Below are 17,294 nucleotides of genomic sequence, written 5' to 3'. Positions count from 1 at the left end.
CTACTCAATTTTATTATTCGTTTTATTGCTATTTTTTTCATTTTTTTTTGCCTGCATTCCAAAACATTGTGCGCCCAATACAATTTAGGCGCAAACAACGGCCAAACTATTATTGACTGCGAGGGAACACTTGAAGATAGTGGAAAAGGGGGCAATAATCCCGGTGATTACGGCCTTAACAACGACCAAACTATGACCGTTTGCATGCCCGATGCTGAGGAGATTTGTATTTTTATAGATGAATTTAACACCGAAGAACCGCACGACTCGCTTACAATTTATACCGGAACCGACCTAACGGGCGATGTGTTGCTTACTTTAACAGGCATACAAAACGCCAGCACAATTTGTTTTCCGGGTGAGGCAAATGGCGGGATTGAATGTTTTACTTTCCATTTTTACAGCGACTCGGCAGTAACACGTCCCGGATTTAATTTACATTGGGAGGCTACTATTAAACAACCGCCACCAATTCCACCTTTCAATATTACGGGCGTAGATTGCGAAGAGGCAAGTATTGTAATTACCTTGCCCGCGCCAATTTTATGCCAATACGTTAATGCGGCCTCTTTTAACCTTATTGGCCCCGCTGCGCCCTGCATTGCCGATGCCATTGCCGATAACTGTGTTGATGGTTTAACCACGCAAATTACATTAGTACTTTGTGGACCTATAACAAAAAGTGGTAGCTATGGACTGACTTTTGCCTATACTTATTTAGATATTTGTGGCAAGGAATGGCCGTTTAATGCCGCTGCAAATTTTACCGTTAATAATTGTCCTATTGAGGCGAGTTTACCACCTTATATTTATACATGTGGCACTTGTGTTTTTTTAGATCCCGATGTTACCGGCGGCGATGGAAATTACACCTACCAATGGGCACCGGCTTTAGAAGAAGGGGCTACTGTGGCGCAAGGAATGGCTTGTCCGCCAAAATCGGCTACTTACACCGTTACAGTTACCGATGGATTAGGGCAATGGGATACCGCCAGCGTGTTTGTTGAAGTTTGTCCCTTTGAGGTTACACTCCCCGATGCCTCGTTTTGTGCCGGAAACTGCTTAGATATTACCGCTTTGGTAACTGGCGGTTATGCACCATTTACTTACAGTTGGCAGGCTGCCGACCCAAATGCTGTTTCAAATGTATTTATTAATGCTGCAACTAACACAATTTGTGTGCTTTCGCCTACAACAATTACCGTTACGGTTACCGATGCCGCCGGCAATATAACAACGGCAACTGCCACTATGACGGTCGAAAAATTGACGGCAAGTTTAACGGGTGGTGGAGGTACTTATTGTGGGACACCTTTACCCATAGGCGTAGTGGCTAATTGTGGCTCGGGAAATTATACCTACAATTGGTCGCCGGCTTTAATAGAAGGTAGTACTGTAGCATCCGGAAATATTGGCAATTTATCAACGCCTCAAACCTATAGCGTAACCGTTACCGATGCCGAAACCAACGAGCAAGTTGTAATATCCGGAATTTTTGTAGATTTGTGTAAACTTCAAATAGACATAGCTTGCCCCAGTCAACTTTGTAACGACACGCAAAGTATCGGTGTAAACGTATCCGGATTAAGTGGGAATTATTCGTACAACTGGTCTCCGGCTTTAAACGAAGGGGCAAATGTGCAATGGGGCACCACCAGCGTAACTACAGCTACCTTATATAGCGTAACCGTTACCGATAATATTACCGGCGAAATTGCCACTGATACCTGCACCGTTGATGTGTGTAAACTTACTGCCAACTTGCTTATTCCGACTTATTTATGCGATGAATTAGATGTTGCTACGCATTGTTTGTCTATAAATTTAGATATTACCGGTGGCTCGCCTCCGTATAATGTTGTTTGGTCGGCCCCGTTAGATACTTTAGTAGGGCAGGGGCCTCATATTGTTTGCCTTACCGATACAACTATTTTGGTAAATGTAACTATTACCGACAGCAAAGGCGTTACCACTACCGATATTGGCAAACTCGACCCCTGTGCTTTTGTGGCCTTTTTTGATGGCGAAACAAACCTTTGCCAAAACCTGTGTACCGACCTGACTATTGAAACATTTGGCGGCACTTGGGCGTATGAATTTACATGGCTACCCCCTTACGATAATTTGGTAGGTCCAGGCCCGCATCAAATATGTGTTACCGGCCCCACCAATGTGCAATGTTTGGTAAAAAGTGGCAACGAAATAAAATTGGTAACAGCAAATATTGAAATTTGCCCGTTTATTGCCGATGTAGAAATTGATACGGTAATGTGCCCTGGTCAAAGCGATACCTTGCGCCTTTATATTACCGGAGGTACAGGTCCGTACAAAATTGATTGGGATGTTAACGGATTAGGCAATTTATACAATATTGATGAAGCCAACGGCATTGACCCCAACGATGGCTACGACCCTAAATACCTTGTTATTGCCCCCAATGTTGCCAGCCTTCAAACCGACCGCTTTGTAGTTTTTGTAACCGACGCTTTGGGTTTGGTGCGCACCGATACCGTTTGGGTCAATTATCATCCGGAGCCGGGTTTTGCCCTTACAGCTTTTTGAAATTTGCGAAGGCGAGCCACCTCAAAACCTGCTGCCTAATGCCGGCTCTTGGTCGGGGCAAGGAGTTGATGATGATGCTAAACTATTTTATCCCGATTGGAACGGGCCGGGAACTTTTACGTTAACCTATTTTATTGATAGCTGCGAAGCATCGACCCAAGTAATAGTGCATCCTAAACCACAATTGGCTGGAGATGTGTCGGCGTGCATTGGTGGCGCACCATTTCAACTGCAAAATCCACCTCAGGCGGGTGCTTGGGAGGTATTGCCCGGAACCCTAACGGCATCCGGAATGTTTACACCTAAAACTGCCGGCTCATACACCTGCACTTACACAACTGTAAATGGTTGCCAAAGCAGTATTACGGTCTTGGTGCAAGATATTACGTTAAGTGCATCGGCAAGTTTGGTTTGCGCTTCGCCGGTTTCAATAAATGCCATACCAGCCAACGGATGGTGGGATGCCTACACAGGACTTGACACCAATACCGGTATTTTTGACCCCTTGCAGGCCGGAAAAGGCACGCATACCCTAACTTATAATTTGGCTGGCAACTGCAAAGAATCTATTACAATAACCGTAGCCGATTTTTCTGTTACAGATTACATAGAAGTTTGCCCTGATGACCAACCAACTTTTTATTTATCCGGAACCAATTTACCACCCGGTGGCCTGTGGACATCAAACGCTGTACCTTCGGGCATTATGAACCCCAATACCGGATTGTTCAATAGCAACGCACAAGGCGGAAATAATTTCACGGAAGTAGTGTCATTCCAATTTGACGGTTGCAGCGATGAAACAACGGTAAATATAACAAAGGCCGCAGTAACGCAAAGCGAAGTTTTTATCTGTCAAAACGAGCTGCCTTTACTAATAACCTCACTTGGGCAGCCTGCGGGCGGCGTATGGTCGGGAAGCGGCATCATAACCGACGCTAACGGCGATGTGTTCTTTGACCCTGCTGCCGTGCCAGCGGCTACGCACACGCTTACCTACAGCTATAACAATTGCGCAGCACAGGTGTTAATTACAGTATATCCAATTGAAGCCAATACAAGTATTATTAAATGTGGAGATGATGCGCAATTTTTGCTTCCGGAAATAGTACAGCCAAATCCGCCCGGAGGAACTTGGAACGGTTCAGGCGTTGTTCCGGGTGCCGAGGGAATTGGTATTTTTAATCCGGCAATAGCTAATAATATCAATCAAATAATATACACTTCGCCCAACGGTTGTAAAGACACTTTAACGGTAACGGTAAATCAAAAAGTTGATGCGCAAATTAATAGTTTCGGTACTTATTTATGTTATTATGACACCACGTTATTGCTGACTGCCGAGCCACCAGGTGGCAATTTTACCGTAAACGGCCAGCCAGCTACAAGTTTTAACCCAGTTGATTACGGCGAAGGCCCGGTATTAATTATATATCAATACGACAATGGCTGCAAAAACTACGATTATTACAATTTGAATGTTGGTACACCCATTGCCCTCGATATTAGTCCCGATACGTTAATATGCAAAGGGAGTAGTGTGGCCATCAAGGCGTTTGCCTCGGGCGGCACTGGCAACCAATACATCTATGTTTGGGATAACGGCCTAAATTATGGTCAAATAAAAAAAGTAAGTCCAGAAACAACCACAACCTATACCGTAACGGCAAACGATGGCTGCTCGAACCCCGAATCTAAAAACGTTACAATTACAGTAGCCGATACCGTACTTTTCAACCTCGTTACCAACGAACCTGTTTGTTTTGGCAAGGATGGTTTTGCCAATATTATACCACCCACAGGGGCAAATTATAGTATTGAGTGGAATGATAATGTTTTTTCCGGATTTGATGTCGCCGGCACAGCGGGTACGTATTATGCTACCATTACCGACCTAAACTCAGGCTGTAAAGAACAAGTTGCCATTGTTATACCGCAATATGACCCGCTTTTGGCAAGTTTTTCGTCTAACGAAAATCAATTGGACTGCGTTAAGGGCTTAGACCTGTTTTTCACTGATTTTAGCACCGGTGGTGTTTCCGGATGGTGGGATTTTGGAGATGGAACACCGCAACAACCCTATGTTTCAGACGAAGTGGCACAACATAGCTATGCAAGTCCGGGCATCTATAAAGTTACTTTGTACATTGAAAACGAAGGCAATTGCATTGACCAAATCGTTAAAGAAATTTGTATTGACCTTAATAACGAAATTTTAGCACCTACAGCTTTTAGTCCTAACAACGACGGCACAAACGATACTTATAATATTATGGCTTATGGTACCGAATACGTACGCTTGATGATTTTTAGCCGTTGGGGCGAGAAGGTTTTTGAAACAACCGATCCTGTAAATATAGGTTGGGATGGGAATTATAACGGCCAACCATGCGAGGTGGGTGCTTTTACCTACGTTATTGATTACAAACTAAATTTTGGCCCACCGTACAAACGTTTGGGGCAATTAAGAGGGCAAATTTTATTAGTCAGATAAACAAATATATAAATTAAGTATTAGCCGTGATTTTGACGTTTTATAAATATCATGGTGCTGGCAACGATTTTATTTTATTTGATAACCGGAATGCAGTTTTGCCGCGCCAGCATCCTTTATTTTACGCCTCCTTATGTCACCGGAGGTTTGGTATTGGTGCAGACGGTGTAATGCTGCTGCAAAACCATGCCCAAGGCGATTTTGAGATGGTGTATTATAATGCCGATGGCCACGAGGGGAGTTTGTGCGGCAACGGCGGCAGGTGTATGGTCGCATTTGCCCATTTATTAAAGGTGCAAACTAAAAAAGCAAACAATAATTATTATTTTTTAGCAGCCGATGGCTGGCACTATGCGCAGGTCTTAGACAATAAATCAACTGGTGATATTAACGAAATACAAGTTGCCCTTCAAATGGCCAATGTTACCGATATTAAAAAACATAGCAATACAGATTGGGAATTAAATACCGGGTCGCCGCATTATGTAAAATTTGTGGAGGAGGTGCAAAATTATCCGGTAATTGCTTCCGGAAAAGCCATCCGAAACAGCCCAGCTTATATAGCGGCGGGTATCAATGTTAATTTTGTCGAACCTCATTCAACGCAGCCTAATTATTTGAAAATTCGCACCTACGAGCGCGGCGTTGAAGACGAAACATGGGCTTGCGGTACAGGCGTTACCGCCGCCGCTTTAGCCGCCGATTTAGGCAATTTTTTACAACAAAACAACCTTAACTCACAAACTACTGGCCAACAAACTGTGTTGGTACAAGCAAACGGGGGACTACTGCAAGTGCAATTTGAAAAACAAATTTTAGCAAACGGTCAAATTGTTTATGCCAATATTTGGTTAATTGGCCCGGCGGCTTTCGTTTTTAAAGGTCAGTTTGATGCCAAGTTTTAAACATGTTAGGCAGAGCAGGGTGGGGTAGGAGCTGATTTAAGTGCTTTGCTCTAATTCAATAATTGTTGTTATTTTTGCCCTATGATAAACAACAATAACAATACCGCCACCTTAGAAATTATCCCGCAAGGCGTGGGTATTATTTGGCTCGACCAGCCCAACAGCAAAGTAAATGTGCTGGGTCCGCATATTTTAAACGAGTTTGAACAGGTTTTTGAGGACGTAGCAAAAAATGATACCATTAAAGCCATCGTACTTATTAGCCGGAAGAAAGATTTTATTGCCGGAGCTGATGTTGAAAATGTATTGGCAGCACAAAACCCCGAAGAATGGGAGATGGTAATTAGGCGCGGTCAGGCTATTTTAAACCTGATTGAAAATTACGACAAACCCGTAGTTGCCGCTATAAACGGCACTGCTTTGGGCGGTGGCTTAGAGGTTGCGCTGGCCTGCCACTACCGTATTGCCACCAATGCAAAACATACGGTTTTAGCTTTGCCCGAAGTGTTGTTAGGATTAATTCCTGCCGGTGGCGGCACGCAACGGCTGCCCGCATTAGTAGGGTGGGGAAGGGGTTTAAATTTGGCTTTAACAGGTCGCAAATTATATGCTAAACAAGCTTTAAAATATGGGGTGGTTGATGATATTGTTCAGCCCGAAGCCTTGCTGAATACCGCTACTCAAGTGGCACTAAAATTGGCAATTGAAGGTAAAAAAATAATCCGAAAACCCAAACTCAGTTTTCTTGAAAGTTTAGTAGAGGGCAATTTTATCAGCAAATCCATCTTGTTTAAAAAAGCACGAAAAACGGTGCAAGCAACTACATTTGGAAATTACCCAGCCCCGCTAAAAATTATTGAATGTATGGAATTGGGGGCCAAATATGGCGCACTTGCCGGATACGAGGCCGAAGCCCGCAATTTTGCCGCCCTAACAGTTCATCCGGTTGCCAAAGCGCTAATGGGTTTATTTGTAGGAATTACCAAACGCAAAACTCACCTCCAAGCACATTTAATACGGCCTGTAAAAAAGATAGCCGTTTTCGGTGCTGGATTAATGGGAACTGGCATTGCTAAAGCAAGTATTGAAGCCGGCTTTGAGGTTTTATTAACCGACAAACATCCGGATAAGCTGACGCACGCACAACAAACGCTATACAAGGCATGGCTAAAAAAGCAAAATCGCAATATCATCACACCTTTACAATTAGATCAGCACTTAGGCCGCCTTAGCACTGCTGTTAGCAATTTGGCAAATTTTAAACATACTGATTTAATAATTGAGGCCGTTTTTGAAGATTTAGACCTTAAACAACAAATTTTAGCCCATTGCGAAGCCAATAGTCCGGATAATTGTATTTTTGCAACCAATACATCGGCTTTACCCTTATCGCAAATTGTCGCCCACGCAACACGTCCTCAACAAGTGGTGGGCATGCACTATTTTTCGCCGGTCGATAAAATGCAACTCCTCGAAATAGTAGTACAACCAAATACCGCCGACTGGGTGCGCGAAACGGCAAGGCAAATTGGTATTTTGCAAGGTAAAACTTGTATTGTTGTTAAAGACTCGCCGGGTTTTTATACCACACGTATTTTAAGTCCCCTGCTAAACGAAGCTATGTTAATGGTAGCCGAAGGCATATTGCCAACCCGCATAGACAAGTGTGCCTGCGAAGCTGGTTTTCCGGTTGGGCCACTAACCTTAATTGACGAAATTGGGCTTGATGTGGCAATACATGTATTAAGCGGCGCCTTGGGCGATTTATTCATACAAAGGGCTGGTGGTAAAAATTATGCCTCTAACTTACCCGCTCAACTAACTCAAACAGGTTGTTTGGGGCGCAAAAAAGGTATGGGTTTTTATGTTTATAAAAGTGAAAAAGGAGAAATGGTAAAAACCGGCAAAATAAACCCCCATTTACAACAATACCTACCTACTGCAAGCAAAAACACAGCAACCATTACCGACCGCGATATTAGACGCCGATTGCTTTATGCTATAACTAACGAAGCTGTTCACTGCTTAAACGAAGGTATAATAGCTAATACAGATGATGGGAATATTGGCGCAATTTTAGGTTTAGGTTACCCCCCATTTACCGGAGGGCCGTTTGCTTTTATTGCCAAAATAGGTATTAAAACCTTTTCAAAACGGTTGCTTTTGCTTGCACAAACCTACGGAGAGCGGTTTACTCCGGCATTATTAAACGAGAAAATTTTTAGATAGCCGTAGTTTGGAAATTGCCCTATCCAAACAACTGGTTATACACATCGCCAACAGTGCGCACAGGCAAAATCCGGATTTTTAATTTTTTGCCAATTTCGTAGCCTTTATTAGCTGCCGGCACATAAATAGTTTTAAAACCAAGTTTATCAGCTTCGGCAATACGCAGTTCAATGCGGGCAACACTGCGCACTTCGCCGCTTAGACCCACCTCGCCTGCAAAACACGTATTTGGTGGCAGTGGCCTGTCTTCGTGCGATGAAATAAGAGCGCAGGCTATGGCTAAATCAATTGCCGGATCTTCAACTTTTAAACCGCCGGCAATATTTACAAATACATCTTTGCCGCCAAATCTAAAACCGCAGCGTTTTTCTAAAACAGCCAGCAGCATATTTACGCGTCGCCCGTCAAAGCCAATAGCCGAGCGTTGTGGGGTGCCATACGCCGAGCTGCTAACCAAAGCCTGTGTTTCAATTAGTAGAGGTCGCATACCTTCAACCATAGCGGCAATACCTATTCCGCTTAGTTCATAAGGGTGTTCGTTTAGTAATAGTTCGCTGGGGTTGCTAACTTGCCTAAGGCCACCCTGTTGCATTTCGTAAATACCCAACTCGGCAGTTGAGCCGAAGCGATTTTTTTTGGTGCGCAACAAACGGTAGGCGTGGTGGTGGTCGCCCTCAAATTGCAGCACAGTATCAACCATGTGTTCTAAAACTTTTGGGCCTGCAATAGTGCCATCTTTTGTAATATGGCCAATTAAAAAAATGGGCGTGTGGGTTTCTTTGGCATAGCGTTGCAACTCGGCAGTACATTCGCGTATTTGCGTTACGCTGCCCGCCGCCGACTCAACAATGGGCGTTTCGAGGGTTTGTATCGAGTCAATAACACATAAAATAGGTTTAATTTCGCGAGCTTGTTTAATAATGCTAAACACGTTGGTTTCGGTAAATAAGTAACAGTCCTGGTTTTCAATGCCTATACGGTCGGCACGCATTTTAATTTGTTGCATACTTTCTTCGCCCGATACATATAAGACTTTTAACTGCTTAGTGGTAGCAGCTAATTGCAGCAAAAGAGTTGATTTGCCGATACCCGGCTCGCCACCTAATAAAATTAAAGCACCCGGCACTATACCCCCGCCTAAAACCCTGTTTAGTTCGTTGTCGTTGGTTACGTAGCGGCGTTCTTGAACACTTTCAACTTGTTGCAATACAATGGGTGTGCTGTTACTATTGCCTGAATTGCCCAAAAGCAAATTGCGGTCGGTGTTTTTTTTGCTTTCGGGAGCAGCTACAATTTCTTCAACGTAGGTGTTCCAAGCGTTACAATTAGGGCAACGACCCAACCATTTTGGCGACTCGGAGCCACAATTTTGGCAGAGGTAACGAGTTTTAACTTTGCTCACAAGTTTATTTAAAAGGTTTAGAGTAAAATTCTATTTTAAAATCGAGTGAATTTTCTTTAGTCCGGATATTTAAATAATTTGAAGCGGAATTTTTGCAATCAACAAGCCCAACAGCAGTAATCCCAAAATTATTCTGTACCAGCCAAACCATTTAAAACCACTTTGTTTAAGTACTTTAATTAAAAATTGAATGGCAATTACTCCAACAATAAAAGAAGCCACATTGCCTATGGCTAACAAATATAAATCATTACTGGTTATTAAATCATAATCTTTTAGTAATTTATATCCCGATGCTGCCGAAAGGGTAGGCACAGCTAAAAAAAACGAAAATTCGGCAGCTTGTTCTCGACTTAGCCGCTGGGCAAGGCCGCCAACTATTGTTGCCGCCGACCTTGAAATGCCCGGTATTAAGGCAATACATTGAAACAAACCAATAAATAAAGCCTGCTTGTAACTAATTTGGGGGTACAGGTTTGCGTCTTGTTGGGCAATATTATTTTGTGCTAGCTCATTATTAGATATTTCCTTGTTTTGTGGGGCAAACCATTTATCGCATAAAATAAGTACAATTCCGCCTACAACTAATGCAGTAGCAATTACCCAAACATGCTCAAGGGCTGCATCAATTAAATTGCCCGCCAACAAGCCAACAACAGCCGCCGGAATAAAAGCAATTAATAGTTTGCCGTAAAAATGCCAACTTTGCAAAAAACGCCGCCAATACAACACCAAAACCGATAAAATTGCACCAAACTGAATATTTATGGTAAAAAGTTTGGTAAAAGTGGTGGCATCTATACCCAACAAGGCATTTGTTATAATTAAATGTCCGGTTGATGAAACGGGCAAATATTCGGTTATACCTTCTACGATTGCCAATAAAATTGCCTGCCAAATTTCCATGCCTAACTATGGTTTGCCGGCAAAGGTAAGTTATTTCAGTTTATTTTTTTAATCCGGATAAAATGCAGGATGATTATACCTTAAATTGAAACCCATCAACACAAGATACAAGGAGTTATGAAAGCTAAAAAAGCGTATCTTTGCGGCTTATTTTGAAAACCAGCGTAAACCTCCGGAAAAAATGGAAAATTTAGCTGCTTACAAAAGATAGTTAGCCCTTGTTCAAACTTATGTCGTATCGCCAAATAAACCAATTAAACCTGCCCGAAATTGACCGCGAAATATTAGATTTTTGGGAAAAGAACGATATTTTTAAACGCGCATTAAATCATCGGCAAAATAAGCCACAATTTGTATTTTACGAAGGGCCACCTTCGGTAAATGGTATGCCCGGCATTCACCACGTTGTTAGCCGGACCTTAAAAGATTTGTTTTGCCGTTATCAATCGCTAAAAGGGCATTATGTACCACGCAAAGCGGGTTGGGATACGCATGGCCTGCCCATTGAATTAAACACCGAAAAACGACTTGGCATAACCAAAGATGATATTGGCACTAAAATTAGTGTTGATGAATACAATTTGCGCTGCCGCGAAGATGCAATGCGCTATATTGACGTATGGCATAAAGTAACTACCCGAATGGGCTATTGGGTGGATATGCACAACCCTTACACAACCTTTGACAACAACTATTTAGAAACTTGCTGGTTTTTGCTGCAAAAACTTTATAATAAAGGTTTAGTGTATAAAGGCTATACTATACAACCTTACTCGCCTGCCGCAGGCACTGGGTTAAGTAGCCACGAGTTAAGTTATGCTGGCACTTATCGCGAGGTAAAAGACGTAACTGCGGTAGCACAATTTAAAATAATAAAAAATTCAAAATCCGAAGCACTGTTTAACGCTGCTGCTGGCCGCGATGTGTTTATTTTGTCTTGGACAACTACCCCTTGGACACTTCCTTCAAATACGGCTTTGGCCGTTGGTGCTGGCATTTCGTACACCCAAATAAATACGTTTAACCCTTATACTTTTGCCCCGGTATCGCTAATTTTGGCTACCGATTTAGTAAACCAATGGTTTAAGGCCGAGGCTGAGAATGCCGATTTTGCAGCCTATACACCCGGAGCCAAAATTATTCCCTGGCAGCGCGTAGGCAATATCAAAGGCAGTGAATTAGCCGGCATGCGCTACGAACAATTAATGCCCTATGTGCAGCCTACCGATGGAGACGCTTTTTTAGTGGTTACCGCCGATTTTGTAAGTACTACCGATGGAACAGGCGTGGTACATATTGCCCCGTGTTTTGGTGCTGACGATATGCAAACAGCTAAAAAGAAAGGCTTGGGCAGCCTAAAATTAGTAAATTTACAAGGACGCTTTCTTACCGAGGTTACCGATTTTGCCAATCGCCCGGTTAAAAATTACGACAACGAGCCCGAAGACCAGTACCGCTCGGTTGATATTGATATAACCATCAAACTAAAACAAGAAAACAAAGCTTTTGATGTGCGCAAACATGCCCACAATTACCCGCATTGCTGGCGCACCGATAAGCCAATTATATACTATCCCTTAGACTCGTGGTTTATTAAAACAACGGCTTTTAGAGAGCGTTTAGTTGAACTTAATAAAACCATAAATTGGAAACCCGAAAGCACCGGAACTGGCCGTTTTGGTAACTGGTTAGAAACTTTGGTAGATTGGAATTTAAGCCGGAGCCGCTTTTGGGGTACCCCTATTCCAATATGGCGCACTGCCGATGGCAACGAGCAAATTTGTATTGGTTCTGTGGCCGAATTGAAATCCGGAATTGAAACAGCTTTAGCATCCGGGAAATTAACTGCCGAACAAATACAACACAACCAAAATTATTTGGCCGCGGTTGCTAATGGCACCTACGACCTCCATCGCCCTCATATTGACCGAGTAAGTTTGGTTACTAAACAAGGGCAAATTATGCACCGCGAACCCGATTTAATGGATGTTTGGTTTGATAGCGGTGCTATGCCTTACGCACAACAGCATTGGCCGTTTAATACCGTAAACAATCCGGATGGAGACGGTGGCGGTATGGTTGCCAATTTTCCGGCCGATTTTATTGCCGAAGGTGTGGACCAAACAAGGGGCTGGTTTTATACGCTACATGCCTTGTCGGTAATGCTTTTCGATTCGGTAGCCTATAAAAACGTAATTTCGACGGGTTTGGTATTAGACAAAAACGGCGAAAAAATGTCGAAATCGAAAGGAAATGTGATTGACCCTTTTGCCGCAATGGACGAATACGGCGCCGATGCCGTGCGCTGGTACATTATTACGAATGCCCAACCTTGGGATAACTTAAAATTTGATTTTTCAGGATTGGCCGAAAGCCGGAAGTTTTTTGCCACCTTATACAATACTTACTCGTTTTTTGCCCTGTATGCCAACGTAGATGATTTTGCCTGGCGCGAGTCGGAAATTCCTCTAAGCCAGCGCCCCGAAATTGACCGTTGGATAATATCGCAGTTAAATACCTTAACACTTGAGGTTGATACCTTGTTAGCCGATTATGAGCCATCAAAAGCTTTTAGGCTAATTGAAACTTTTGTAGATGACCACCTAAGTAATTGGTATGTGCGTTTGTGCCGTCGCCGCTTTTGGAAGGGCGATTACCAAGCCGACAAAATAGCCGCCTACCAAACACTTTATACTTGCTTAGAAAGAGTAGCTGTTATGATGAGTCCGGTTGCGCCATTTTTTGCCGAGTGGCTGTTTAAAAATCTAAACAATAAAACCCAACGTATTGCTGTTGAATCGGTTCACATGGCCGATTTTCCGGAAATTAACAGTTCGGCTGTTGATAAAGACTTAGAAGAACGGATGCAAATGGCGCAAACTATTTGCTCTATGGTATTGGCGTTGCGCAAAAAACAACAGATTAAAGTACGTCAGCCTTTGCAAAAAATGTTGGTTCCGGTAATAAACACGCAACAAATTGAGCAACTACAAAAAGTAAGTTCGTTAATTTTGGCCGAGGTAAATGTAAAACAAATTGAATTAGTGAATGATACCTCCGAGATGGTTAAAAAAACGGTGCGCCCCGATTTTAAAATATTGGGTCGTAAAATGGGTAAACACATCAATGCTCTTAAAATGGCGCTCGAAAACCTTTCGCAACCACAAATTGCACAGTTTGAAAAAGAGGGCAATTTTGATTTTACTTTTGACGGCGATAAGTTTACAATTACCTTTGATGAGGTGCAAATAACAGCCGAAGATATTGAGGGTTGGTTGGTAAACACACAAAATGGTTTGACCGTTGCATTAGATGTAACAATAACACCTGAATTGGAAAACGAAGGTGTGGCCCGCGAATTAGTTAAACATCTACAAAGTATCCGGAAAGATAAAAACCTGCAAATTACCGACCGTATTATGGTTCAAATACAAGCACATCCGGAGATTAATTCAGCCGTTGAAGGTTATAATCAATATATAAAAACCGAAATTTTAGCCGACTCATTAGTTTTGGTCTCTAATTTATTTTCCGGAAATGCCACTATTCAAATAGATGACTTCGAGATACCCGTAAATCTAACTGCGAGTTAAAATTTTTGCTATTTGTTAAAAAAAAAAGAACGGTGCAACCAAACAATAATTTAAGACGTTTTACCGTTTTATATTTTACCTAATTTTTTATTTTATAAACGTATCTTATTTAAAATGATAGATAAAGACCTTAATAATATTACATTAACAGACAACAACTCACAAGGCCCTGAGCTTGAAAAAAAAGAAAGAACACGTTATACCGACGAAGAATTGCAAGACTTTAAACAGCTAATTGAAGGCAAACTTGAAGAGGCAAAGCGCGAATTAATACACTTGCAACATCAAGTAAAACTACAGCAAGAAGAAGAGGGCAACCACGCTTCGGCTATTGATGATGGCGTTGGCACTTACCAATTAGAATATTTAAATCAGTTGGCTTCACGGCAGGCTACGTTTATACAACACTTGGAAAATGCTTTGTTGCGTATTGAAAATAAAGTATATGGTATTTGCAGGGTAACCGGCAAACTTATACCCAAAGAGCGTTTGCGGGCGGTACCCCATGCTACATTAAGCATAGAGGCCAAGCAAAAAGGGTAAAAAGCCTTACGGATTAGTTACTCGCCGGTATTAACTATTGCCGGCGTTTTTTTCTTTGTTTTAACAGGCTTAATATCGGGCAAAGGTTTTTGCTGGGGAATAAGCGTGTCGTTAAGTTTTAGGATGCGTTTATAATAGTTTTGCGGGAAATTGATTAGTCGGCGTTTAGGAGTTTCGATTCCGGCTATTTGAAGCATGTTTACAGCGAAATCAATACAGTTACTACTGAATGCACTGTACCAGCCGGGCTGCGTTTTTTTGTGCTCGGCATAGGAAAAAAGTGCTTCGTACTGTGCTGCCGAAATTGGCACAGCCATAACTCGTGGTATATTGGTTGGCTTTTGATTGGTAGAGTCGCATAAAACATTTTCATTTTCGATGCAATCGTTGCAAATTTTACCGGGGGTGGCTAATAATCCCTCTATTGCCGAATAGGGGTGATAGCCATATAAATTTATAATGGTATCGGTGGGAGTAAATTTTTCTAAACGCATAAAAACATGGCCAAAAAATGAAGAAGCCTCAGTTTTTGGTACTTTTTTGCCCTTCAACAAGGCACCAACTCTGCTTGGATATGCGTACAAATATAAGGTTTGCGTTGAAACTTCGCAAGCAGGCGGAGTAGGTGGGCAGTTTGGATTGACGATTTGTCCTTTTGTGGGCAAGGCAGCAATACAGCAAAAAAAACAAACACGCAATACAAAAAAATTAATTTCTCTTTTAATCATATTAATAAACAATAATCTTTTTTTGATGACTAAAGAGGCTAAAATGAAAGCCAATAACTAATTAGACGTTTACCTACCAGACGTTTGGCAACTTTATGCATTTTTTTTACTTAAATAAAATATATTATGTTTTGAAAAATGAAATTTTGAATAGGGTAGGGGGGGGCATAATCTATTTCAGAAAGTTAGGCGCGTATCAATTAGTTCGAGCATAAACATAGATTAGATGGTTTGTTATTTATTGTAAAAATATAAAATATATATTGAGAAAGAAAAGATAGTTTCTGTAAAATATATTTGTTAAATTTATGCTTGTATTTGTTTTATTAAGCTTAACAGCACAGCATTATATTTTAGCAAATGTACGCAGTTTTTTTATTAAAATAGGTGCTAAATTTATTTTTAAGAAAATGACCTATAATTTACATTATGTTAAGTAATTGCAATTTCTACCTAATTATAAACATGAGCCCAGTTTTGTTAAACAATATAATATCTTGGTAAGAAACTGCAAATTTTGCCCGGCAGCAGTTGATTATTTATTTTTTTCCGGAAAATACACCTCATCTTCGTCATCATAATAATCATCATCAACCGTAAAAACCTTAGTTCGTTTGGTGGCCGAGGCGAAATAATTTTCTATGATGGTAAACAAACTTATTAATGCCTCTTTAAGCTTTAGCGCTGTTTTGTGTTTGGGTTGGGTTGTGCTATCGGCTTGAGCGGCGTTTGAGTCAAAGTTTTGCGCCTTGTCGTCCTCTTCCATTATATCCAAAGCTAACGTGCTTATATAACGCAATGGGTGGTATTGATTTTTTAAACGCAGATAATCCTGAAGCAATACATATTTTTGCCGCTCTATTTTAAGTTTGAGCTTTTGTTTCTGCAAACTTAATTGCTGTTTTGCTGGTATTGACATTTATGAGTTAGATTTTTGTTTGAGTCAAATTGTTCTAATATTAGGTTTCTTCGTCGTTTTCATCATTGTTGCTAATCAATGCTTTAAGGGCTAATGAAAATAGTTTCTTTTCAATTTCTTTTCTAAAAACAACAATCGAAATAAATAAAATCAAGTGCATCAAAGCAAATAATCCAAAGCCGAGCGTTAAAGAGTCGAACACATCAGCCAATATAGCCGCTATAGACAAATTTACAAATATAAACGTGAACAAAAGAACCAATATAATTAAAAATACACTTACTAATACAGCCGTTACAGAAGCGATTTTTTCGCTACTTTCTAATTTGTAATAGGTTAATTGCAGTTCGACATAGGTTTTTAAGTCGGCAACTGTTTTTTCGATTAAATTATTTGATGGCGGCGATGACGAGGAATTTGGCAAGACTTAAGAACTACAATAAAGTTAAAAAATAAATAAAAAAACCGTGCCTACTTAACTTGCCGTTTATTTGTTGGTGAATATTCGCAAACAAGGGCAAACTAAATAAATACGGCTTAAAAGTACAAAATTGCATCCGGAAAAATGCAATTTTTAAAAAAGCTTAAAAATCAACCGTTGTTTCACTCGAAACGCCGTTGCCATTTACACGTTTGGCTGCGTTTTCAACCATTTCTTCAGCATTAACTTTCCAATCTTTCAGGCGTTCAATGCCTTGTTCGGCTTGTGCTTCTAACTCTAATTGCAGGCGTTTAGCTTGCTTGGTTAGTTTTTTGCGCATCTTGCGCCCGCTATGTGGGGTATAAAGCATGGCTACAATGCCCCCCAACAAAATTCCAACAAGTAGCCAAACAAGATTTTTCATAAATAATTATTTTTGTGATTAGTTATTTTGAGTTATGATATTTAATTTTCGGCAAAATTACAATAAAAACAAGTATTGTGCCAATAAAACAATAAACCTGCCTTATATTTGACGCAAAAATATTAAAAACGTAACATTTTAAAACATTTTTTAAATAGTAATAATAAA

The 17,294-nt window shown here is 41.1% G+C and carries 12 protein-coding genes; 6 read left to right on the top strand and 6 right to left on the bottom strand.

Going from position 1 to position 17,294, the window contains the following annotated elements:
• Nucleotides 1–66: 66 nt before the first annotated feature.
• The 4 genes from IPI59_12520 to IPI59_12505 all read left to right on the top strand — a co-directional run bounded on the left by IPI59_12520 (nt 67) and on the right by IPI59_12505 (nt 8,190).
• Nucleotides 67–2,562, top strand: a complete 2,496-nt coding sequence (locus IPI59_12520; protein MBK7528351.1) for a CUB domain-containing protein — start codon at nt 67–69, stop codon at nt 2,560–2,562.
• Entirely contained in the window at nt 2,543–5,056 is a 2,514-nt protein-coding gene (locus IPI59_12515; protein MBK7528350.1) for a gliding motility-associated C-terminal domain-containing protein, read from the top strand. Before IPI59_12520 ends, IPI59_12515 begins: the two co-directional genes overlap by 20 nt.
• Before the next feature lie 26 nt (nt 5,057–5,082).
• Nucleotides 5,083–5,961 carry a diaminopimelate epimerase gene (locus IPI59_12510; protein ID MBK7528349.1) on the top strand — a complete coding sequence of 293 codons (879 nt, stop codon included), beginning with the start codon at nt 5,083–5,085 and terminating at the stop codon, nt 5,959–5,961.
• An 81-nt stretch (nt 5,962–6,042) separates the two neighbouring features.
• Nucleotides 6,043–8,190 (top strand): enoyl-CoA hydratase/isomerase family protein, encoded by a 2,148-nt coding sequence (locus IPI59_12505; GenBank protein MBK7528348.1) that lies wholly within the window; start codon nt 6,043–6,045, stop codon nt 8,188–8,190.
• 19 nt (nt 8,191–8,209) lie between these two features.
• Here the strand turns inward: IPI59_12505 and radA are convergent, their stop codons facing one another.
• Nucleotides 8,210–9,592 (bottom strand): DNA repair protein RadA, encoded by a 1,383-nt coding sequence (gene radA / locus IPI59_12500; protein ID MBK7528347.1) that lies wholly within the window; start codon nt 9,590–9,592, stop codon nt 8,210–8,212.
• 69 nt (nt 9,593–9,661) lie between these two features.
• Complete coding sequence (locus tag IPI59_12495; GenBank protein ID MBK7528346.1) at nt 9,662–10,498, bottom strand: undecaprenyl-diphosphate phosphatase; 837 nt, start codon at nt 10,496–10,498, stop codon at nt 9,662–9,664.
• A 230-nt stretch (nt 10,499–10,728) separates the two neighbouring features.
• On the opposite strand from IPI59_12495, the gene IPI59_12490 reads away from it, so the two are divergent.
• Both IPI59_12490 and IPI59_12485 read left to right on the top strand, forming a co-directional pair.
• Entirely contained in the window at nt 10,729–14,091 is a 3,363-nt protein-coding gene (locus tag IPI59_12490; protein ID MBK7528345.1) for an isoleucine--tRNA ligase, read from the top strand.
• 114 nt (nt 14,092–14,205) lie between these two features.
• A complete protein-coding gene (locus IPI59_12485; protein ID MBK7528344.1) occupies nt 14,206–14,634 on the top strand; it encodes a TraR/DksA family transcriptional regulator in 429 nt (142 codons plus the stop codon).
• 17 nt (nt 14,635–14,651) lie between these two features.
• On the opposite strand, the gene IPI59_12480 is transcribed toward IPI59_12485, so the two are convergent.
• The 4 genes from IPI59_12480 to IPI59_12465 all read right to left on the bottom strand — a co-directional run bounded on the left by IPI59_12480 (nt 14,652) and on the right by IPI59_12465 (nt 17,126).
• Complete coding sequence (locus IPI59_12480) at nt 14,652–15,362, bottom strand: hypothetical protein (protein MBK7528343.1); 711 nt, start codon at nt 15,360–15,362, stop codon at nt 14,652–14,654.
• A gap of 535 nt (nt 15,363–15,897) precedes the next feature.
• Complete coding sequence (locus IPI59_12475; GenBank protein MBK7528342.1) at nt 15,898–16,281, bottom strand: hypothetical protein; 384 nt, start codon at nt 16,279–16,281, stop codon at nt 15,898–15,900.
• Nucleotides 16,282–16,321: 40 nt separating this feature from the next.
• Nucleotides 16,322–16,705 carry a hypothetical protein gene (locus IPI59_12470; GenBank protein MBK7528341.1) on the bottom strand — a complete coding sequence of 128 codons (384 nt, stop codon included), beginning with the start codon at nt 16,703–16,705 and terminating at the stop codon, nt 16,322–16,324.
• 160 nt (nt 16,706–16,865) lie between these two features.
• Entirely contained in the window at nt 16,866–17,126 is a 261-nt protein-coding gene (locus IPI59_12465) for a YtxH domain-containing protein (protein ID MBK7528340.1), read from the bottom strand.
• Between the last annotated feature and the right edge of the window lie 168 nt (nt 17,127–17,294).

Source organism: Sphingobacteriales bacterium (assembly GCA_016706405.1).
Classification (GTDB): domain Bacteria; phylum Bacteroidota; class Bacteroidia; order Chitinophagales; family UBA2359; genus BJ6.
Note: the sequence above shows the minus strand (reverse complement) of the source record. Positions and strands in the feature narration are given on the sequence as shown.